The following is a 16962-nucleotide window of genomic DNA, read 5'->3' as shown; positions in this document are numbered from 1 at the left end:
CCTTTTTATGCCTCTTGGATTCGCAATGTCAAAAGAAAAATCGACGATTTATCGGATTCAAAAATCGATGTGACGGAACATTCTTACGAGAAACCCGGCATCAAGCGGTATCTGGAGGGTTGCATTTTCTGTTTCCCCGAAACATTATCGGATCAGAATGACGTTGGGAGCGGATTGATGGGACTCGATGTGACGGGGCGATATCGCTATCCGCCGCCAAACCCTGAATGGCTGGCACTGACAGGCGAGCCCGTGCTCGACAGAAACCTCGCGATAGTGGATTCGCATCATCACTTGTGGGAGCAGGACGGGCACCCTTACCTGCTCGAACAGATCGCTGAGGATCTCGACAGCGGCCACAACGTGAAGGCAACGGTGTTCGTACAGGCGCACTATGGCTATCGCTCCACCGGCCCCGCCCATCTTGCTCCCGTCGGCGAGACCGAGAAGGTCACCGCGATAGCGCGACAGGCCGCGGCATTGGGGCTTCCCCGGATTGCTGCCGCGATCGTCGCTCATGCGGACCTCACCCTGGGCGACCGCGTCGAGGAGGTGCTGCTTGCCCATGAGGCTGCGGCTGATGGCGCGTTGCGCGGTATTCGGCACAGCGTTTCGCGTGATCCGAATTTTCCCGATGGTGTCGTGCTGCGCCCCGCACCTCCCGCCCTTCTCGCGGACAAGAACTATCGCGCCGGATTACGCGCCATGCAGCGGATGGGGCTCAGTTACGATGCGATGCTCTACAACTGCCAGATCACGGAGCTAACGGAGATGGCCGACGCCATGCCCGGCCTGCCGATCGTGCTCGACCATATCGGCTGCATTCTTGGCGTAGGCCTTTATGAAGGCCGCGAAGCTGAACTGCTGGCGCAGTGGCGCAAGGACATTGCCGAACTGGCGCGGCGCGACAACGTGTCCGTGAAGATCGGCGGATTCGGCATGATCGTATGCGGTGCCCGTTGGCACGAGGCAGCTCGCCCGCCCGCTTCGGACGTCCTAGCCGAAGCCTGGCGGCCTTATGTCGAAACCTGCATCGAGCTGTTTGGCGCGCGGCGCTGCATGTTCGAGAGCAATTTCCCGGTCGACAAGGCCATGTATACGTACCGCGCGCTTTGGAACGCCTTCAAGCGGCTGACCTCATCGGCGTCGCCGGATGAACGTGGCGAGCTGTTTTCTGGAACGGCTGCTCGTTTTTACCGGATCTCCGATCTCACCAATCAAAAGCATGCAACGGTGTCACATGACGAGAGAGACTGAATATAACCGGGCGAAGCACTTGCTGTCACAAGCCCGGAGCGGCGGCAATCGCATCGCCATCGAATATGGCAAGCGACGCATCAGCTTTGCCGAGCTGGCGGACATGGTCCGCGCGACAGCAGGCGGATTGCGGGCACTGGGTGTGGGCCATGGTTCACGCGTTGGCGTGATGATGCCGGCCGAGCCGCAGTTCATCGTGGTCCAGCAGGCATTGCACTTGGTGGGCGCAACGATCTCGCCGCTCAATATCTACTATCGCCCGGGAGAATTGGCCCACGCCATCGAAAGCTGCTCGCTGGAATATGTGGTGCTGCATGCCGACCTGAGCGACCGGCTGCCGCAATCTGTCCGAAATTCGGCAAACTCTCTGCGCAGCGCTATCCTGTGCGGCACGACAGAGGATAGCGCAGGGTTCTCGTCACTCGATGCTGCGGTCGCTGGAGCGGAACCGGTTCTGGATGCACAGCCGGTTGCTGCCACTGACATTGCCATGCTGCTGAACACCAGCGCCACAACGGGCAAATCGAAGGGCGTGATGCTGACGGCAGCCAACCTTGCCGCCAACTATGATGCGACACCGGGTTGGCTCGGCTTGACGTCTGAAGACGTCATCCTGTGCGCCTTGCCGCTATATAACACGTTCGGCCTAAATCAGTGCATCAATGCCATGCTGGTCAGCGGTGCAAGGCTAATCCTGCTGCCACGCTTCGACGCGGGAAAGTGCATCGACGCCATCCAGCGTTCCGGCTGCACATTCATGCCCGCTGTGCCAACGATGCTCCAGAAGATCGTCGATTTTCCCGGTCTGCGGCAAGGCGGGCTGCACACCCTGCGGCTGATCATGACCGGCGGTGCACCGGTTCCGGCACCGCTGTTGCAAAGGGTCCTGACCGCGACCAGCGCCGATGCCCGAATTTTGACGGGCTATGGCCTGACGGAAGGCGCCGCGCTGGTGACCCTGCATGAGGTGACTTGCGATGGACGGGGGGAACTCACCCACGGACGAACCATCGGACGCGTTCTCCCGGGCATCGATCTTGCCGTAATGGACGATGCGGGCGCGACCTTGCCCGCCGGGGCTACCGGCGAGTTGGTCGTACGGGGACCGAATGTCATGGCCGGGTACTTCAACGCCCCGCAAGATACGGCCCAGGCACTCCAGGACGGATGGCTCCGTACCGGCGATATCGGGTATATTGACGAGGATGGCTACGCGTACATCGTCGACCGAAAGAAGGACGTCATCATCCGGGGTGGGCAGAACATTTATCCTGCCGACATCGAAGAAGCGATTTACGCGATTGACGGCGTGGCGGAAGTCGCCGTGGTGGCACAGGCCGATGAAGTACTTGGCGAAGTGCCTGTCGCCTTCGTCGCGCTGCAGCCGGGAGCATCGGTCAGCCCAAGTGCCATCAATGCAAGCTGCGAAATCTTGCTGGCCAGCTACAAGCGCCCCTGTGCAATCCATCTTCTCGACGAATTGCCCAAGGGGCCCACGGGCAAGATCCTGCGACGGGCGTTGCGCGCCCGCCTCGCCACGCCGGCCGTCGCATGAGCGGATCGCCATCCAGCCACACTGTTTTTATCGATGGCCGCCGCCTCAACGTCACGACGTGGGGGGAAGAAAGCGCGCCGGCGGTCATCCTGATCCACGGCATGCGCGATCACAGCCGTAGCTGGGATCGCGTTGCCCACGCGCTGGCAGCGGAATACCGCGTGATCGTTCCTGACCTGCGCGGACACGGCGACAGCGATTGGGCTGATTCCGATGGCTATGCCTTGTCCGCCTATGTTGCCGATATTGCTGACATCGCCGAGGCACTCGCGCTGAAGCGCTATGCGATTATCGGTCATTCGCTTGGCGGCGCCATCGGGCTGAGGGTTGCATCGGCCTACCCGGATCAGGTCAAGGTCTTCATCGGGATCGAGTGCATCGAGTTGCCAATTCAGCGCGACGAAGCCGCTCAGCCGACGCCTTACCCTGTGCGTTTGCGGCAATGGATCGAACGCCGGCAGGCTGCCGCAGGACGTGATATGCGCCACTATGCCACGGTCGACGACGCCAGCGCCCGCATGCAGCGCGAACAACCCACGCTTTCGCCGGAAATCATCGGCGAGCTTGCCCGTCATGCCGTGGCGTTCGACCTCGGCAAAGGCTGGCGTTGGAAGTTCGATCCCCGCGTGAAACGCCGAGCCCCTGAAGATCAGCACGGAACCGATCTCGATCAGCTTCTCGACGCCGTGGCCTGCCCTGTCCTGCTTGCCTATGGCGATGCAAGCTGGGTGCCCCTCCCCGGTCCGGCGCGACTCGCGCATCTGAAGAACCACGCGATCAGCCATTTCGCCGGCGGCAGCCACTGGCTCCACCACGAATTCCACGAGCGTTTCGTGAGCGAAGCGCTCGCCTTTCTCCATGAAAACCGCAGGACATTTCAGAATGCGTGAAGCTGTTATTGTTTCCACCGCCCGCACCGGCGTCGCCCGCGCCTTCAAGGGCGCGTTCAACAACACCGATGCCCCCCGCATGACCGCACACGTGATGAACGCCGCAATCGAACGCGCCGGGATCGACCCCGCGCGGATCGAGGATGCCGCTATCGGCGTTGGCACCCAATGGGGCACGCAAGGGTCCAACCTTGCGCGCACCGCGATCTTCGCGGCGGGCCTGCCGCTCTCGATCCCCGGCACCACGCTGGATCGCAAGTGCGGATCGGGGCTCACCACGCTGGCCTACATCGCCCGCGCGATCATCGCAGGCGACATCGAAGCAGGTCTTGCTGGCGGTGCGGAATCGATCACCCACACCCGTAATGCCCATACGCCGACATACCGCGCGCAGCCGGCCGAAGTGCTGGCAGGCGCTCCCCACGCCTACATGGCCATGATCGAGACAGCAGAGATCGTCGCCGAACGCTATGGCATCTCGCGTGAGGCGCAGGACGAATTCTCAGTCGAAAGCCACGTGCGCGCCGCCGCCGCGACCCGCGAGGGCCGCCTGACAGACGAAATCGCGCCCATCACCGTCGAAAAGAACATCATCGAAAAGGACGGCACGGTCTCGGGCTCGGAAACCGTTACACTCACCAGCGACGAGGGAATCCGTGCCGACACCACGTTGGAAGGCCTCGCAAAACTGAAGCCGGTGTGGAAGGACGGGCAGATCGTCAAGGAAGGCAAGTTCGTGACCGCTGGCAACGCCAGCCAACTGTCCGATGGGGCCTCTGCCCAGGTGCTGATGGACCGCGCCACCGCCGAGCGCGAGGGACTGCCGATCCTCGGCCTCTTCCGGGGCTTCCAGTCGGTCGGCTGCGCGCCCGAGGAAATGGGCATTGGCCCGGTCTTTGCCATTCCCAAGCTGCTGGAACGCGCGGGTCTTTCGGTCGACGACATCGGACTGTGGGAAATCAACGAAGCCTTTGCCAGCCAGGCGCTGTATTGCCGCGACAAGCTGGGCATCGATCCGGCGAGGCTCAACGTGAATGGCGGCGGCATCGCCATCGGCCACCCCTTCGGCATGACAGGCAGCCGCCTTACCGGACACGCTCTGATCGAAGCGCGTCGGCGCGGAGCACGCTATGCGGTGGTTTCCATGTGCGTCGCCGGCGGCATGGGGTCGGCCGGGCTATTCGAAATCCCGGTCTGAGGGCGAGCGTCATGGCTGAGATGCGATTCGACGATGACGTCGTTGTCATCACCGGCGCGGGGCGCGGGCTGGGGCGCGAATATGCGCTCGCCTTCGCCGCGCGAGGTGCCGCGGTGGTGGTCAACGATATCGGGACGGCAGCCGATGGCAGCGGCACCGTAACGCCTGTCGCGAAACGCGTTGTGGCCGAAATCAAGGCAGCCGGCGGACGAGCCGTAGCCGACACCCATTCGATCACAGAACCGGGTGGCGCAGAAGCAGTTATCGCAGCCGGCATCGCCGCGTTTGGCAAGGTCACGGTGCTGATCAATAACGCGGGAATCATCAGCTTTGCGCCACTGAGCAGCCTGACCGACGAAGCGTGGCGCACCATGCAGTCGGTCACGCTGGACGGCGCGTTTTTCATGTGCCGCGCTGTGTGGCCGCACATGGCGGCGCAAGGGTACGGACGCATCGTCAATACGACCTCTAACGCAGGCTTTGGAGGCAACGAGACGCTGGCGCATTATGGCGCAGCCAAGCTGGGCGTGGCGGGTTTGACCAAGTGCCTGGCGCAGGAAGCGGGGGAGACCGGCATCACAGTCAACGCTGTCGCGCCCATGGCGGTCACGCGCATGAACCGCGATGCCTTTTTCGGTGGCAAGGAAGCCGAAGGCGAAGACTGGCGCGAGGACATTCGCGCGGGCCGGGTTCCTATGGGGCCGCCGGAAGCGGTAGCACCGACGGTACTGTGGCTGGCGCACCGTTCCACCGCGATCAACGGCGAAATCTTCAGCAGTTCATCGGGCAAGGTGGCCCGCGTTGGCTTCGTTGTGGGCGAAGGCTGGTTCGATCCGCACCATGCACCCGAAGACCTGCGCGATCACGCCGAAAGGATCAGGTCGTTGGGCAACTATCTCGACATCAACTGGACCGGCGACGAACTCGAGTTGATCCCAAAACTGTTTGGCGCTGCCTAACGAGGACGCGGCAGGACGGAGATGGCATGCGTCATCATATCGAGCATGTCATCGAAGAACTGCCGCGGCGTCATGCCCGAGTGCCCCGGACCGGACGCATACTGCGTCATCCCCTGCAGGAACATCGCTCCCACGCATTCCAGACGAAACGCCGCAAGCTGCGGCCCCATTGCAGACAACCGTTTTTCAAGCAGCAGCATCGCCTCGCGCAGAATCTGCGTTGCCGGACTGTCGCGGTCGACCGGGTGGTCGACGCCGCGCGGGCGGTGTGTCGCCAGATAGGCCGCATGGCAGCGCATGTAGGAAATGACGCCGTGGTCTTCGTACATGCGAAAATTCGGTTCGAACAGAATGCGCAGCAAGTAGCGCACATTGTCCAGCTGCCCCGTCTTGCGCCCCTCATCCAGCAACGCCTTGCGCTGGGGCTGAAGCTGATCCTCGCGGTATTCGAACACGGCGTAAAGCAAGCCGAGCTGGTCGCCGAAATGGTACTGCACCGAGCCCGCAAACTTCTGGTCTGCAGCCTCGCATATCATGCGCATGGTCACGCCATCGATGCCGCGTTCACCGAACAGCGTTTCCGCCTCAAGGATGAGGCGTTCGCGCGTACCACTCGCCAAGGGCTTGGTTTTTCTGGATCGGACGATCGTGGATGCCATGTCCTCCGAGTAGGACGACCGCCAGAGATGTCAATTCCTATCACACCCGTGCTATTTTTTGCCGAATCTTTTTCGAAAAATGGTAGATTATTGACCAGGATCAAGCTACAAATCGCACACGTGTAATAATTCACGGCCACCACAGAAACGCAAAAATGGAGTGAGATGCCATGGAAGTCGGTATGTTTCAGACCCCGTTCCTCCCGCCCGAGCGCACCCCGTCGGAAGTGTTCGACTGGGCCGTCGCACAAGCGGTCACCGCCGATCAGGTGGGCTTCAGCGAATACTGGATTGGTGAGCACATCACCCTGAACTGGGAAGCTATCCCCAATCCTGAGCTGGTTATCGCCGCCGCAGCGCGCCAGACCGAACGCATCAAGCTCGGTCCGCTGGCACACCTTCTGCCCTACTACCACCCGGCCACGCTGGCCGCACAGGCCGCCTGGCTCAGCCACATCCTCAAGGGCCGTTACCAGATGGGCGTGGCACCGGGCGCCTATCCGGGCGACGCGCGTCTTCGCGGACTCAAGGATCTTTCCAAGAACCACCGGATGATGACGGAATCGGTCAAGATCATGGAAATGGTGTGGAAGGGTGAAGCCTTCGATTATGAAGGTGAATTCTGGAACGCCGGCCTTCCGGAAGGCGATGCCGCCCACCCTGTGCGAGATCAGAAGCCGTGGGGCGGCTCGATGCCGATGGCCATGACCGGCCTCAGCCCCAATTCGCCGTCGATCCGCTATGCCGGCGCGCATGGCTATTCGCCCTGCTCGGTGTTTTCGAGCAACTCGGCCCTTATCGACCACTTTGACATCTACGCCAAGTCCGCTGCCGACGCCGGCCGCCCCGGCAATCGCGCGATGCACCGCGTGGTGCGTGACGTGTTCATTGCCGATACCGACGCCGAAGCCCGCAAGCTGGCGCTGGAAGGAGGCATGGGCCGCGCTTGGAAGGAATACCTGCTGCCAACCTATCATGCCTTTGGCATTGCCGAAGCCATGACCGAAGGCACCGGTCTTTCGGTTTCGGACGTGACGCCCGAATTCCTCGCCGATCACTTCTGGATAGTCGGCTCGCCTGAAACGGTACAGGAGAAGTTCGAAAAGTGGTTCGACGGCCTTGGCGGCGGGTTCGGTACCCTGTTGCTCTACAGCTACGACTACATCGACAATCCCACGCCCTGGAACGAATCGATGCGTCGTCTGGCGCAGGAAATCGCGCCGAAGCTGCCGTCGGGCGCCGTTGCGAAGTCGGAGGTCTGACATGTCCGAAGCCGCAACGCTCGCCCGGCCACCAGCCGGGGTGCCGCAGGACCGGATCGTGGATTTCGATATCTACAATCCGTTCCATGGTCAGCACGACCTGCACGTCGCATGGACCCAGCTTCGGGATTCCACGCCGCACGAGGTCGTCTGGACGCCTTATAACGAGGGCCACTGGATTGCGCTGTCGCCCGATCTCATCAACCAAGTCTATTCAGACGCCACGCGGTTTTCCAGCCGAGTCGTGCTGGTGCCCAAGAGCACCGCGGGCGAGGCCTACGGCGACTTCATTCCCCTCTCGCTCGATCCGCCAGAACACCGCCCTTTCCGCAAGGTGCTGAACGACAAACTCTACGGGTCGGCTATCCACCCGCTTGAGCCGAAGGTGCGCAAGCTGACGGTCGACCTGATTGAAAGTTTCGTCGCCAACGGCCGCTGCGACTTCGTGCATGAATTCGCCGAAGAACTGCCGCTGCGCGTGTTCATGCAGTTGGTCGATCTTCCGGTAGAGCACCTGCCCAAGTTGAAGCATCTGGCCGACCAGTTCACGCGTCCAGATGGCAGCATCACCCCAGCGCAAGCGACCGAAGCTTTCAAGGCCTACGTCCATCCGATCATCGAGGAGCGGAAGGCCAAGGGTGGTAACGACCTGCTGACCCACATCGCCACCAGCGAAGTGAACGGCCGCCCGATGACAGAAAGCGAAGCCGCGCGCCTGGCCATACAGGTGCTGGTCGGTGGACTGGACACGGTCGTGAACTTCATGAGCTTCACGATGCGGCTGCTGGCACAGGCACCCGAGGTCCAGGCCCGCCTTGCCGCCAACCATGATCTGCACCATGCGGCGATCAACGAATGCCTGCGGCGCCTGCCGCTGGTTTCTTCCGCCCGCGAAGTGGTGGCCGACGTTGAAGTCGACGGCGTCACGCTGGCACGGGGCGACATGATCGTCGCGCCGACCGAGCTGTATGCGCTCAACCCCGAAATGAACGCCGATCCGCTCAAGTACGATCTCGATCGCAAGGTACGCAATCACATGGCATTCGGCAGCGGCAATCACACCTGCCCCGGCCAGTTCCTTGCACGCATGGAAATGAAGGTGCTGCTGGAGGAATGGTTCGCGCGCATCCCGCGCTTCGAACTGGAACCCGGCCAGACACTACGGCATCGCGGCGGCATCGTCGGAGGGTGCGAGCCGTTCGTCCTGCGCTGGGACGTTGGCTAACCGGTTGGCGGAGGCTCGCTAGTGGGCCTCCGTCATCGCCCCCTCCAATTCCACAACAGGGCCGTCAGCGTGCCGCGCCGACGGAACGTGAAAGTTATTACTCCATGATTTCGCTCACCATTGTCGACCGACAGGACGTCGCCACCACCATCTCGGCCGAAGCGGGCCTTTCATTGATGGAGGCAATCCGCGATCGCGGCTTCGACCAGTTACTGGCCCTTTGTGGGGGCTGCTGTTCCTGCGCGACATGCCACGTGTACGTGGAAGACGCGGGCGTGGCCAAGGCCTTCTCGGAAGACGAAAATGACCTGCTGGATTCATCAGGACATCGCACAGACCAATCGCGCCTTTCCTGCCAAGTCATCCTGGCGGACGAGCATGATGGTCTGATCGTCCGCATCGCTCCGGAAGAATGACGATGTCGGCGACCCCTTCCACGCTCCTCGCCTCGCTGGATGCAGTCGCCGAAACCGACATCGACATCACACCGATATTCTTCGAACGCTTCTTCGCGGCCCATCCCGAGCATCGCGACAGCTTCAATCGTCCACAGGCAACACAAGGTGCCATGGTCAACGAGATGATCGAATATCTCGCGGCACTGGAAGTGAACGATCCATGGGCGCTGGAAGCAATAGACGCAATGGTCGCGAAACATCACAGCTACGGCGATATTTCGGAGTCTGTATTTGACGACGCGCTAGACATCCTCGTCGAGACACTGGAGGAGGTTGCCGGCGAGCGCTGGACCGCCCAGAATTCCGCACGTTGGCGCGCCCAGGCCAGCCGCATGAAAGGCAGGATTCGGGCAGAATAGAGTCCGAGGGAGTGTCCGTCTGATGCGAAACGGTCTCCGTTGGTTAAATGCCCCCCTTTCCCCGCGCAACAGCTCACTCCATTACGTTCTACCATTCGACAAAGGCTTCAGAGTGGCGAAGCTTGGCGCGCGGCATCGCAAGCCACCCGACCGTGACTCTACAAAGAGCGAGGCTACCATCCCACGCGGATGGTAGCCTCACGCGTCTATTCGGCCGTTTTCCCAGTAGTCGCTTAGCGGGCTTGGAGGGTTGTCTCGTCGGTAGCCAACAATGGGACCACAGCCTTAGCGGCCAGCGCATCAAGCCCGTCGGCAATATAGCGGGCGTAATGCCGCTCAATCATTACGACACTCGTATCATGGATTGCTGCGACCAACCGCAATGGCAGGTTTGCCCGAATTCCTCGGACGATGGAGGAATGGCGCAAAGCGTATGGGACAACGTCCGGTAAGCCGGTGCGTTTTCGTATTTCGCCCCACGGCCGCACAATCTCGCTCGGTGTCTGCCATGCACCACGGGCGGCCTTCCTCCATCGGATACTGCCTGATTGTTGCTCATACCGCCAACGCTCGAAGAGAATTGCAGCCTTGGGCCGCCCCGACAAAATAGGCATGAGCGTGTCGAGCACATCCTTTCCGACCGGCACCGGTGTGTGCCCGGATTTCACGCCCCTCCCCTTTCTGCTTGGCGGAACCATCAAGCGACCAGCTCCAGTCTGGACATCGACAACACGTAATCTCGCTACCTGAGAGAATCTCGCTCCCGTCGCCGCCATGACGACTATCAAGCGAAAAAGGTCGCCCTCCCAGCCTTGCTCTGCGTCAAGCTGTCGCGCGGCCTGAACAAGACTGCTGACCTGACTGTCCGAGAGAATTTGATTTTCGCGCGCGAGTGGGACCGCGTCATCTTCATCGGCCAGTTCCGCCCGTAACCCCAGCTTGATGATGCCTGGCAAACCTGCGGGCACGCGGGCACGATGTTGCTCGCACGCAGCATTCAGTGCGGCCTTCAGGTCACTCGTGAGCCGCTGCTTGGCCGTGGCCTTGAGGCTGTTTGGTAAACTGATCCGCCAATCTCTAAGGTTGGCCTCAGTGAGTTCGTGCAAGGCAACACGTGCCAATGGAGAGGCGACAACCGCCTCACCTTTGCGCAATTTTTCGCGGCCAATGACGTACTTTTCCAATCGCCGAGCCGAGTCAGAGCGAGTCTCTCGACCTACCCTGCGACTATCCCTCGCATTTCTGACCGCAATGTACGCCTCAACAGCCAGACGTACAGTCAGGGCTGGGCCATCAGCCAGCGCCCTGACGGCAATACGCGCGGTTCCGACGGTCTCAAGGGCCTGCTTGACCGCTGCACGATAATCGAGCGTGCCAACCTCAATGGCATCATCTGCCGGCCCGAGGACGGCCTGACGATATCTCTTGTCCACTCGCCAGCGCGCAATCCACATTCCACCTCGTTTGGCTTTGCGGTATCCCAGATGGACTTCGACATCGATGCTCCGCCAGTACATGCCTGCGGCCAATCGCTTCCTGGCTTCTCGGGTGGTCAAGGGTTGGTCGACGAGTGTTTTGGACATGATCTCACCGCAAAACTTGTCTATTATACGTCGAATAAACACGTACGCACGGACATGGACTGATGCGGAAAATTTCGCACCAACCATCAGAAAAATAAGGATTTATGTGGATTTTCTCAAGGGCTGAAAAGTGAATATTCCAGGCACTCTCACGGCTGAAACACGGGTTCGATTCCCGTAGGGGTCACCATTATAAATCAGTGACTTATGCCGACTTCACTCGCTGCAATCAGCCTGTTTCGGTAATATCTCGGCAATAAGCGGCGCTGAACGTCACCGAACCACGTTGGCCGTGCGGCTTGCCCAGCGGTCTTGCGTGCGGTCCACCGCCAGCGGATTCGCCCAAGTCCGGCATAGGGCGAATGCTTCAATCGGATCGCCGTTCAACCACCGCGCGCGGTCCTCGCCTGCAAGCACAACCGGCATTCGGTCGTGAACATCTGCCATGCTGGGGCAGCCTTCGACCATAACCATCGAATAGGCATCGCCCCATTCAGCGGTGGGCCTCCATAGCCCTGCCACAGCAAACAATTCCTCTCCGGGCAGCGAATACCATGTGCGGGTCATGCGGCCCTTTTCGCCCTCGGCCTCGGCCCACGCACTTACAGGAATAAGGCAGCGCCTGCGCTCGAAACTGTCCCGCCAAAACGAGGTGCGCAACTTGTCCTCGCGCGCGTTGTTCACCGGCTTGGGTTTGAGGGGTTGGCCTTGCTTGCCCTTTAGCGCCAGCGGGAAGCCCCACGTCATGCGGCGAACCTGCCCGCCAGCAACCACAAAGCCCGGATAGCCGGGGTAAACCTCGGTCCCCACGTTCGCCCCTTCGACCGGAACCGCGCCAAACAAATGGCCCACTTCCTGCGCAGAGGCTTTCATGCGGTAGAGGTTGCACATGGGGCGAAGCGTCCGCCTATGGCCATGGAGAGTCAACAGTGAGCATTCTGCCCCTTGCAGTTTTGTTCCCTTAATGTTCCAATTGATTGTGACACGAATCGAAGAGCGGCAGATTGCCGAAGCCCTGCTGACAGCGCCCGGTTGGGCACGGGTCGGCATTTCAGACCCAACCCCATGGATGCGCGAGGATGCAGCGTTAGAATTGGCCCGCGCTATCCTGAACCACGCAGAGCCGTTTTCCGCTCCAGGTGAAGCGGCTGCAACGATCCTGTGACGTGCGATGGTCAACCGATGGCATCATGGTGCCAACGTGCATACTGGAAGCGGCCACGTTTCAACGCTCGCTCATGCCGGTATGCCGATGCGGACATTCGGCCCGATTCGAAGCGCATGGCTTATGGTGGCACTTCCACCGCAGGGGTTGGGACGATCAGTTGTCCGCCGCTCGGGCGCATTTCTGGTGCCGCGTATGCGGATCGCAGCACAAGCGGAAGGTCAGACCCGATCGGCTGGAATTGGTGCCATGGAAACAGGGTGACTTTGAATTGCCGTGGCCGGATGAACGGGAATGGAAGCGTGCCGTCTCACGCCTTCGGTAGACCGCCACCTACCTCCACTCCCGCGCCAAACCCAGCCGCACCAAATAATCGCCTGCATCCTTGCCGTTCACCGTCACGCGGGCAAGCATCCGGCCATACTTGTCGGTCCCCAAGCGTTGCACCTTCACCGACCCGCCCCGCAGGAAGCCTTGCAGGGCAATGCGCGCTCGATTGCCAGCGCGGTAGTCACACCAAGCATAGGCTCGCCGGTAGTCTTGGCATTTGGGACTATCCGGCAGTTCGGGTGCGTCGATATTGGCAATGCGAATGCGCTCGGCCCCGCACCGGATCGTGTCGCCGTCATGAACGGCAGGCGAGGCGCACAGCGCGGCGGAAGCGAGAAAGGTAAGCATGGGCATCGTTGCTACCTGCCATCGTGCGTGCACCCACGCGACGGAAAATCCGTGTTAGCGTTCGATCGAAGGGGAAGCGTCGGTTTCCCGATCGGCACGTGAGAGATTTGCACCGCCCCCCCTAGCAGGCCTGCAATGCCAATTCGGGCCTTCGCGCGCGCCCGCGCGTGCGGCTCCCGAAAAGCCCTATGCCTCGCCGTCGTCTAGCAAGCGCCCTAGAGAGCGGATAAGCGCCAGCGTCTCCAGTGTGCCAGCCGATCGCGCGCCATGCTTCCAGGCGTTGCGGTTGCCCTCGGGCGCACCGCTACCCTTTCCGCCGTGCATCCTGCACCGGCTCTTGCCCTTGATCGCGGGCGAGCGGCACGGCTGGCCCGATCGGGTTCGGGCATGGCAGCGCGGGGCAAGGTGCGCCCTGTGCATGGGGTTGTTCGCTTGATTGTCCATTTCCTGTGCCCCCCTGTGCGTCGTGCTGGTGATGGTGGAATTGATCGGCAATCACCGCCTGCCCGCCGTCATTGACGTGCACATGCCGCACCGTCTGTTCGCGCGGCTGGTGCAGCTTCGCCAGCGCCTCGATCGTCGCGCGGGAATTGGCCTGCGCCTTGAGGGCAATGCGCGCGTAAATCTCCGTTGCGTGCAGGTGTTCGCCCATGTTGAGCGCCATGCGCCGGGCCAGTTCCGTGAACATCGAATCGAGCGTTACCGCCTGCGCCGCAAGCAGTCGGCTCGCAAAGTCCAGATCGCCCGCCGCGCCCTTGTCGGCAATGCCCTCTACCGCCTTGGCGTAGTCCACCACGTCGGGCGCGTTGGCGAGACTCCCCATTTGCGCCTGCATCACCTGCGCATGGGTGACACCGTGGCGAGCGCCCGGCCCGAGAATGTTGCGCGCAATGGCCTCGCCATCGCTTTCGCCTTCCTTGCGGGTCAGGTTGATCGGCTTGCCGTTCGCCGCATTCGCCTTGGTCTTTCGTGCCGTCATGCTTCACCTCGATTTGGAGAAATGCGCCCGGCCCGCACCCCCAAAACCTGCAAAAGGGTCTTTCGTAGGTTTTGAAGGTAGGTGCCGGGCAGATTTCAGGCGTTCAGCGCCTTCGGATTGACGTGATAGCGAAGGGATGGACGCCCCCCGGTTTCCACCTTTTCGCCCCGCAACCAGGAAGCATCGGCCAAGGCGTCCAGCCCGGCTTTCACCCGTTCCTTGTCGGTCAGGCCGGACCAGCCCTTTTGCTGAATTTCGCGGGCGGTGAACGGCTGGGGCAAATCACCCTTTCGAATGCGCCGCCAGATTGCGCGTGCCGCATCGGCGTTGTCGATCGCCAGCGAAGAATAGGTGCGCACCGCATGGCTTTCGAGATAGCGCGCCCAGGCGATCGCCTGCCCGATCGCCTTTGCCGACACAGGGCCGAAGTCATTGTTGGCAAGGTGGCACACCAGCGCCAGGCGCGGAACAAGCCCGCGATACTTGGCAAAGTGAGCCATCTGCGCAGGCGGCAGTTCGTCGCCGCGCAAGCGTTGCTCCAGGCCCATGCGCCATTCCGAAAACACGTCCTGTGCATCGTCGGCAAAGCGCAGGTACGGTACGCCATCGGGTCCGCTCGCTTCCTCCCACACCGCCCCGATTTCGCGCACGTCCATGCTGGCAAGGTCCGAATAGCACTCGAATGCAGCCGCCCGCGCTTCGCTGTCCGGGTAGCGGTCCACTTCCCGAAACTCGCCGCCGAAGTCCGGCCAGGCGAGCAACTGCAACCGCTGCACCATGCCGTCATCGAAGCTGCGCAGGCTTTCGCGGATATAGCCCGCAATCCGGCTCGGCTGGGTCGTGCCGCAGACCGACAGGTTTACCGCCTTGATGCGCACCGTGCCACGCATGATGCGATCGAACGTGTACGCGTCCTGCCCGCCCCAGCCCGTCAGGTAGAAGCCGCGCGCCGATGCCTTGTCCGGGTTGTCCAGATCGGCGAACAGCGAAAGCAATTCATCCCGATGCACCAGGATGCCATCGGGGTTGTCGGCGCAAATCTCGCCCAGCTTTTCCGCCGTGCCATCGCTGGTAAGGTAACGCTTCATCGCCGGGGCGGCAGGCTCCGCAATTGCGCGCAGCATGGTGAGTGCCGCATCCCGTCCCGCAGCCTTGCCCCTGTCCTTGTCCTTGAGCGCCGCCTTGGCCGCGCCCGCTGCATTGTCCTTTTCCAGCTTGAACAGGGTCTCAGCCGCCTTGAAGTCTGCAAGCGCCGCTTCGTTGGCCTTCGCCGCCTTGGCTTCCAGCCGCCGGATCGGTGCCAGCGCCTCCGCAGCCGCAGGGCTTTTCAGGCTGCCAGGCGGGGCAATGACACAGCCCCACAGGTTGCCCACTTCCAGCCAATCGGTTCGCCGTTGCGGGCGGATGCCCACCTTGCGCCCGATCAGCGCGCCTGCCGCCACCATCGCGGGAATGGCAACCAGATCGGCGGGGCAGTTCATCCGTTCGGCAATGTCCATCACCCAGGCTTGCAGTTGCCCCGGCAACAGGTTCGGTTCGAACGCCAGCACAGGCGGCAGTTCATCGCGCAGCGGCAGCGGATCGAGCCACGGGTTAAAGGGTTCGGCCTGTTCCACCCGCTCGCGCAGGTTAGCATTGGTCGCCATCAGCACGCCCCCGCAGTTCGTCGTTGAAGTCCTTGAAGCCGTCCAGCGGATGGATCACGCGCACACTCAAACCCCGTTCGGCAAAGGCACGCGCCGCTTGCCCGCCGCTTGCGCGCCCGGCTTCGTCGTTGTCCGCGCCGATCACGATCGAATGCACCTCGGGGGGAAACTGCATGGCGGGCAGGAACGAGGCGCCCGCCGATACCCACACCGCCCCGCCCAGCATCGCGGCGAGCGACAAGCCCGTTTCCGGCCCCTCGCACACCGCCAGCACGCCAGAGCCGTCCGGCTGGCCCAGGCGGATCGCGCCGCCCTTCACATGGCCCAGCGAACGCTTGGGCTTGGCAACGTCCGCCTTGCCCATGCCGTCGTGCGCCAGCCAGATACGCTGAATGCCGGTCACATCGCCGCCCGCATCCTGCACCGCGCAGACAAGGCAGGGCAGCGCGCCCAGATCGTCGCAGGGAAGCCGCAGGAAGCGCAAACCGGGCGGATAGGGGGGAAGGATGCCCCGCCATCGCAAATAGGACTCAGCGAGCGTCCCAGCCGCCGGAACAGCCCTTTGCCAGATCGCCCGCGCCGCGCCTGACGTGTCGCCTTTTACGGCTACCGAAAATTCCGGCGTCGGCAGGTCCAGCGCAGGAACCTCGCCCGCGCCCAGCATTCGCGCCGCGTCGATCAGGTCCACCCCATAGGCGCGCTGCACGAAGTCCAGCACGTCGCCCGATGCGCCACAACCGAAGCAATGGAACCGGGTGCCATCATGGTAGATCGTGAAGCTGGGGGAACGATCGGCATGGAAGGGGCAGCACGCCACCCATTCCCGCCCGGCTGGCCGCAAGCGCACCAGCTTGCCTGCAATGTCCGGCAGGGGGTTGGCCTGCCGGATGGTGTCGATGTCGATCATCGCGCGCCCCCGTCGAAAGCGAGCGCCGCCAGCATCGCGGCCCATTCGGGGCGGACGTAGTGCGCCAGGATCAGGAATTGCGCCGGATACGGCAACGGGTGAGAGGAAGGCACGGCGGCTTCGGAACGGGGTTCCTCTGGGTCGCCGTGCGCATTGGGGATAAGCTCCGTCATTGTGTCATG

Annotated in this window: 19 protein-coding genes; 10 read left to right on the top strand and 9 right to left on the bottom strand. The window is 62.1% G+C overall.

Annotation, left to right across the window (positions count from 1 at the left end; all coding sequences use genetic code 11):
- Positions 1-177: 177 nt before the first annotated feature.
- From K3A84_RS08290 to K3A84_RS08270, 5 genes are read left to right on the top strand one after another with little or no spacing between them, the layout of a single operon-like run.
- Complete coding sequence (locus K3A84_RS08290) at positions 178-1257, top strand: amidohydrolase family protein (RefSeq protein ID WP_225008847.1); 1080 nt, start codon at positions 178-180, stop codon at positions 1255-1257.
- A complete protein-coding gene (locus K3A84_RS08285; protein ID WP_225008846.1) occupies positions 1154-2812 on the top strand; it encodes a class I adenylate-forming enzyme family protein in 1659 nt (552 codons plus the stop codon). Before K3A84_RS08290 ends, K3A84_RS08285 begins: the two co-directional genes overlap by 104 nt.
- Positions 2809-3702 carry an alpha/beta fold hydrolase gene (locus K3A84_RS08280; RefSeq protein ID WP_225008845.1) on the top strand — a complete coding sequence of 298 codons (894 nt, stop codon included), beginning with the start codon at positions 2809-2811 and terminating at the stop codon, positions 3700-3702. The genes K3A84_RS08285 and K3A84_RS08280 overlap by 4 nt, the downstream gene beginning before the upstream one ends.
- Entirely contained in the window at positions 3695-4900 is a 1206-nt protein-coding gene (locus K3A84_RS08275; RefSeq protein ID WP_225008844.1) for a thiolase family protein, read from the top strand. Before K3A84_RS08280 ends, K3A84_RS08275 begins: the two co-directional genes overlap by 8 nt.
- Before the next feature lie 11 nt (positions 4901-4911).
- On the top strand, positions 4912-5859 hold the full coding sequence (locus K3A84_RS08270; RefSeq protein ID WP_225008843.1) for an SDR family NAD(P)-dependent oxidoreductase: 948 nt from the start codon (positions 4912-4914) through the stop codon (positions 5857-5859).
- On the opposite strand, the gene K3A84_RS08265 is transcribed toward K3A84_RS08270, so the two are convergent.
- Positions 5856-6518 carry a TetR/AcrR family transcriptional regulator gene (locus K3A84_RS08265; protein ID WP_225008842.1) on the bottom strand — a complete coding sequence of 221 codons (663 nt, stop codon included), beginning with the start codon at positions 6516-6518 and terminating at the stop codon, positions 5856-5858. The two genes, K3A84_RS08270 and K3A84_RS08265, sit on opposite strands and share 4 nt — an antisense overlap.
- A 170-nt stretch (positions 6519-6688) precedes the next feature.
- Here K3A84_RS08265 and K3A84_RS08260 point away from each other — a divergent pair, with 170 nt between their 5' ends.
- The 4 genes from K3A84_RS08260 (at position 6689) to K3A84_RS08245 (ending at position 9822) form a co-directional block, all read left to right on the top strand.
- Positions 6689-7780 carry an LLM class flavin-dependent oxidoreductase gene (locus K3A84_RS08260; RefSeq protein ID WP_225008841.1) on the top strand — a complete coding sequence of 364 codons (1092 nt, stop codon included), beginning with the start codon at positions 6689-6691 and terminating at the stop codon, positions 7778-7780.
- Between the two features lies 1 nt (position 7781).
- Positions 7782-9005: a cytochrome P450 gene (locus K3A84_RS08255; RefSeq protein ID WP_225008840.1), complete on the top strand. Its 1224-nt coding sequence runs from the start codon at positions 7782-7784 to the stop codon at positions 9003-9005.
- Between the two features lie 104 nt (positions 9006-9109).
- Entirely contained in the window at positions 9110-9421 is a 312-nt protein-coding gene (locus tag K3A84_RS08250) for a 2Fe-2S iron-sulfur cluster-binding protein (RefSeq protein ID WP_225008839.1), read from the top strand.
- 2 nt (positions 9422-9423) lie between these two features.
- On the top strand, positions 9424-9822 hold the full coding sequence (locus K3A84_RS08245; RefSeq protein ID WP_225008838.1) for a globin: 399 nt from the start codon (positions 9424-9426) through the stop codon (positions 9820-9822).
- Between the two features lie 233 nt (positions 9823-10055).
- Here K3A84_RS08245 and K3A84_RS08240 read toward each other — a convergent pair whose 3' ends face one another.
- Both K3A84_RS08240 and K3A84_RS08235 read right to left on the bottom strand, forming a co-directional pair.
- Positions 10056-11492: a tyrosine-type recombinase/integrase gene (locus tag K3A84_RS08240; RefSeq protein ID WP_225008837.1), complete on the bottom strand. Its 1437-nt coding sequence runs from the start codon at positions 11490-11492 to the stop codon at positions 10056-10058.
- A gap of 186 nt (positions 11493-11678) precedes the next feature.
- The gene (locus K3A84_RS08235; RefSeq protein WP_225008836.1) at positions 11679-12296 is read right to left on the bottom strand and encodes an SOS response-associated peptidase; all 618 of its coding nucleotides are present in this window, start codon (positions 12294-12296) and stop codon (positions 11679-11681) included.
- Here K3A84_RS08235 and K3A84_RS20520 point away from each other — a divergent pair.
- Positions 12295-12570, top strand: a complete 276-nt coding sequence (locus K3A84_RS20520) for a DUF6771 family protein (protein ID WP_318248291.1) — start codon at positions 12295-12297, stop codon at positions 12568-12570. The genes K3A84_RS08235 and K3A84_RS20520 overlap by 2 nt on opposite strands.
- Positions 12571-12903: 333 nt before the next feature.
- On the opposite strand, the gene K3A84_RS08230 is transcribed toward K3A84_RS20520, so the two are convergent.
- The 6 genes from K3A84_RS08230 to K3A84_RS08210 form a co-directional block, all read right to left on the bottom strand.
- Complete coding sequence (locus K3A84_RS08230; RefSeq protein WP_225008835.1) at positions 12904-13254, bottom strand: thermonuclease family protein; 351 nt, start codon at positions 13252-13254, stop codon at positions 12904-12906.
- Between the two features lie 180 nt (positions 13255-13434).
- Entirely contained in the window at positions 13435-13596 is a 162-nt protein-coding gene (locus K3A84_RS20620) for a hypothetical protein (protein WP_404823127.1), read from the bottom strand.
- The gene (locus tag K3A84_RS08225) at positions 13553-14227 is read right to left on the bottom strand and encodes a helix-turn-helix domain-containing protein (RefSeq protein WP_225008834.1); all 675 of its coding nucleotides are present in this window, start codon (positions 14225-14227) and stop codon (positions 13553-13555) included. The genes K3A84_RS20620 and K3A84_RS08225 overlap by 44 nt, the downstream gene beginning before the upstream one ends.
- Positions 14228-14322: 95 nt before the next feature.
- Entirely contained in the window at positions 14323-15873 is a 1551-nt protein-coding gene (locus K3A84_RS08220; protein ID WP_225008833.1) for a YfjI family protein, read from the bottom strand.
- Positions 15857-16780 carry a DUF7146 domain-containing protein gene (locus tag K3A84_RS08215; protein ID WP_225008832.1) on the bottom strand — a complete coding sequence of 308 codons (924 nt, stop codon included), beginning with the start codon at positions 16778-16780 and terminating at the stop codon, positions 15857-15859. Before K3A84_RS08215 ends, K3A84_RS08220 begins: the two co-directional genes overlap by 17 nt.
- On the bottom strand, positions 16777-16953 hold the full coding sequence (locus K3A84_RS08210) for a hypothetical protein (protein WP_225008831.1): 177 nt from the start codon (positions 16951-16953) through the stop codon (positions 16777-16779). Before K3A84_RS08210 ends, K3A84_RS08215 begins: the two co-directional genes overlap by 4 nt.
- Positions 16954-16962: the final 9 nt, after the last annotated feature.

The organism is Novosphingobium percolationis (genome assembly GCF_020179425.1).
GTDB lineage: Bacteria > Pseudomonadota > Alphaproteobacteria > Sphingomonadales > Sphingomonadaceae > Novosphingobium > Novosphingobium percolationis.
This window is presented reverse-complemented; position numbering and strand designations above follow the sequence as displayed.

Coding starts and splice junctions, on each gene's coding strand:
- K3A84_RS08290 (WP_225008847.1), top strand. CDS start 178: ATGGGACTCGATGTGACGGGGCGATATCGCTATCCGCCGCCAAACCCT.
- K3A84_RS08285 (WP_225008846.1), top strand. CDS start 1,154: ATGAACGTGGCGAGCTGTTTTCTGGAACGGCTGCTCGTTTTTACCGGA.
- K3A84_RS08280 (WP_225008845.1), top strand. CDS start 2,809: ATGAGCGGATCGCCATCCAGCCACACTGTTTTTATCGATGGCCGCCGC.
- K3A84_RS08275 (WP_225008844.1), top strand. CDS start 3,695: ATGCGTGAAGCTGTTATTGTTTCCACCGCCCGCACCGGCGTCGCCCGC.
- K3A84_RS08270 (WP_225008843.1), top strand. CDS start 4,912: ATGGCTGAGATGCGATTCGACGATGACGTCGTTGTCATCACCGGCGCG.
- K3A84_RS08265 (WP_225008842.1), bottom strand. CDS start 6,518: ATGGCATCCACGATCGTCCGATCCAGAAAAACCAAGCCCTTGGCGAGT.
- K3A84_RS08260 (WP_225008841.1), top strand. CDS start 6,689: ATGGAAGTCGGTATGTTTCAGACCCCGTTCCTCCCGCCCGAGCGCACC.
- K3A84_RS08255 (WP_225008840.1), top strand. CDS start 7,782: ATGTCCGAAGCCGCAACGCTCGCCCGGCCACCAGCCGGGGTGCCGCAG.
- K3A84_RS08250 (WP_225008839.1), top strand. CDS start 9,110: ATGATTTCGCTCACCATTGTCGACCGACAGGACGTCGCCACCACCATC.
- K3A84_RS08245 (WP_225008838.1), top strand. CDS start 9,424: ATGTCGGCGACCCCTTCCACGCTCCTCGCCTCGCTGGATGCAGTCGCC.
- K3A84_RS08240 (WP_225008837.1), bottom strand. CDS start 11,492: ATGGTTGGTGCGAAATTTTCCGCATCAGTCCATGTCCGTGCGTACGTG.
- K3A84_RS20520 (WP_318248291.1), top strand. CDS start 12,295: ATGGGGCGAAGCGTCCGCCTATGGCCATGGAGAGTCAACAGTGAGCAT.
- K3A84_RS08235 (WP_225008836.1), bottom strand. CDS start 12,296: ATGTGCAACCTCTACCGCATGAAAGCCTCTGCGCAGGAAGTGGGCCAT.
- K3A84_RS08230 (WP_225008835.1), bottom strand. CDS start 13,254: ATGCCCATGCTTACCTTTCTCGCTTCCGCCGCGCTGTGCGCCTCGCCT.
- K3A84_RS08225 (WP_225008834.1), bottom strand. CDS start 14,227: ATGACGGCACGAAAGACCAAGGCGAATGCGGCGAACGGCAAGCCGATC.
- K3A84_RS08220 (WP_225008833.1), bottom strand. CDS start 15,873: ATGGCGACCAATGCTAACCTGCGCGAGCGGGTGGAACAGGCCGAACCC.
- K3A84_RS08215 (WP_225008832.1), bottom strand. CDS start 16,780: ATGATCGACATCGACACCATCCGGCAGGCCAACCCCCTGCCGGACATT.
- K3A84_RS08210 (WP_225008831.1), bottom strand. CDS start 16,953: ATGACGGAGCTTATCCCCAATGCGCACGGCGACCCAGAGGAACCCCGT.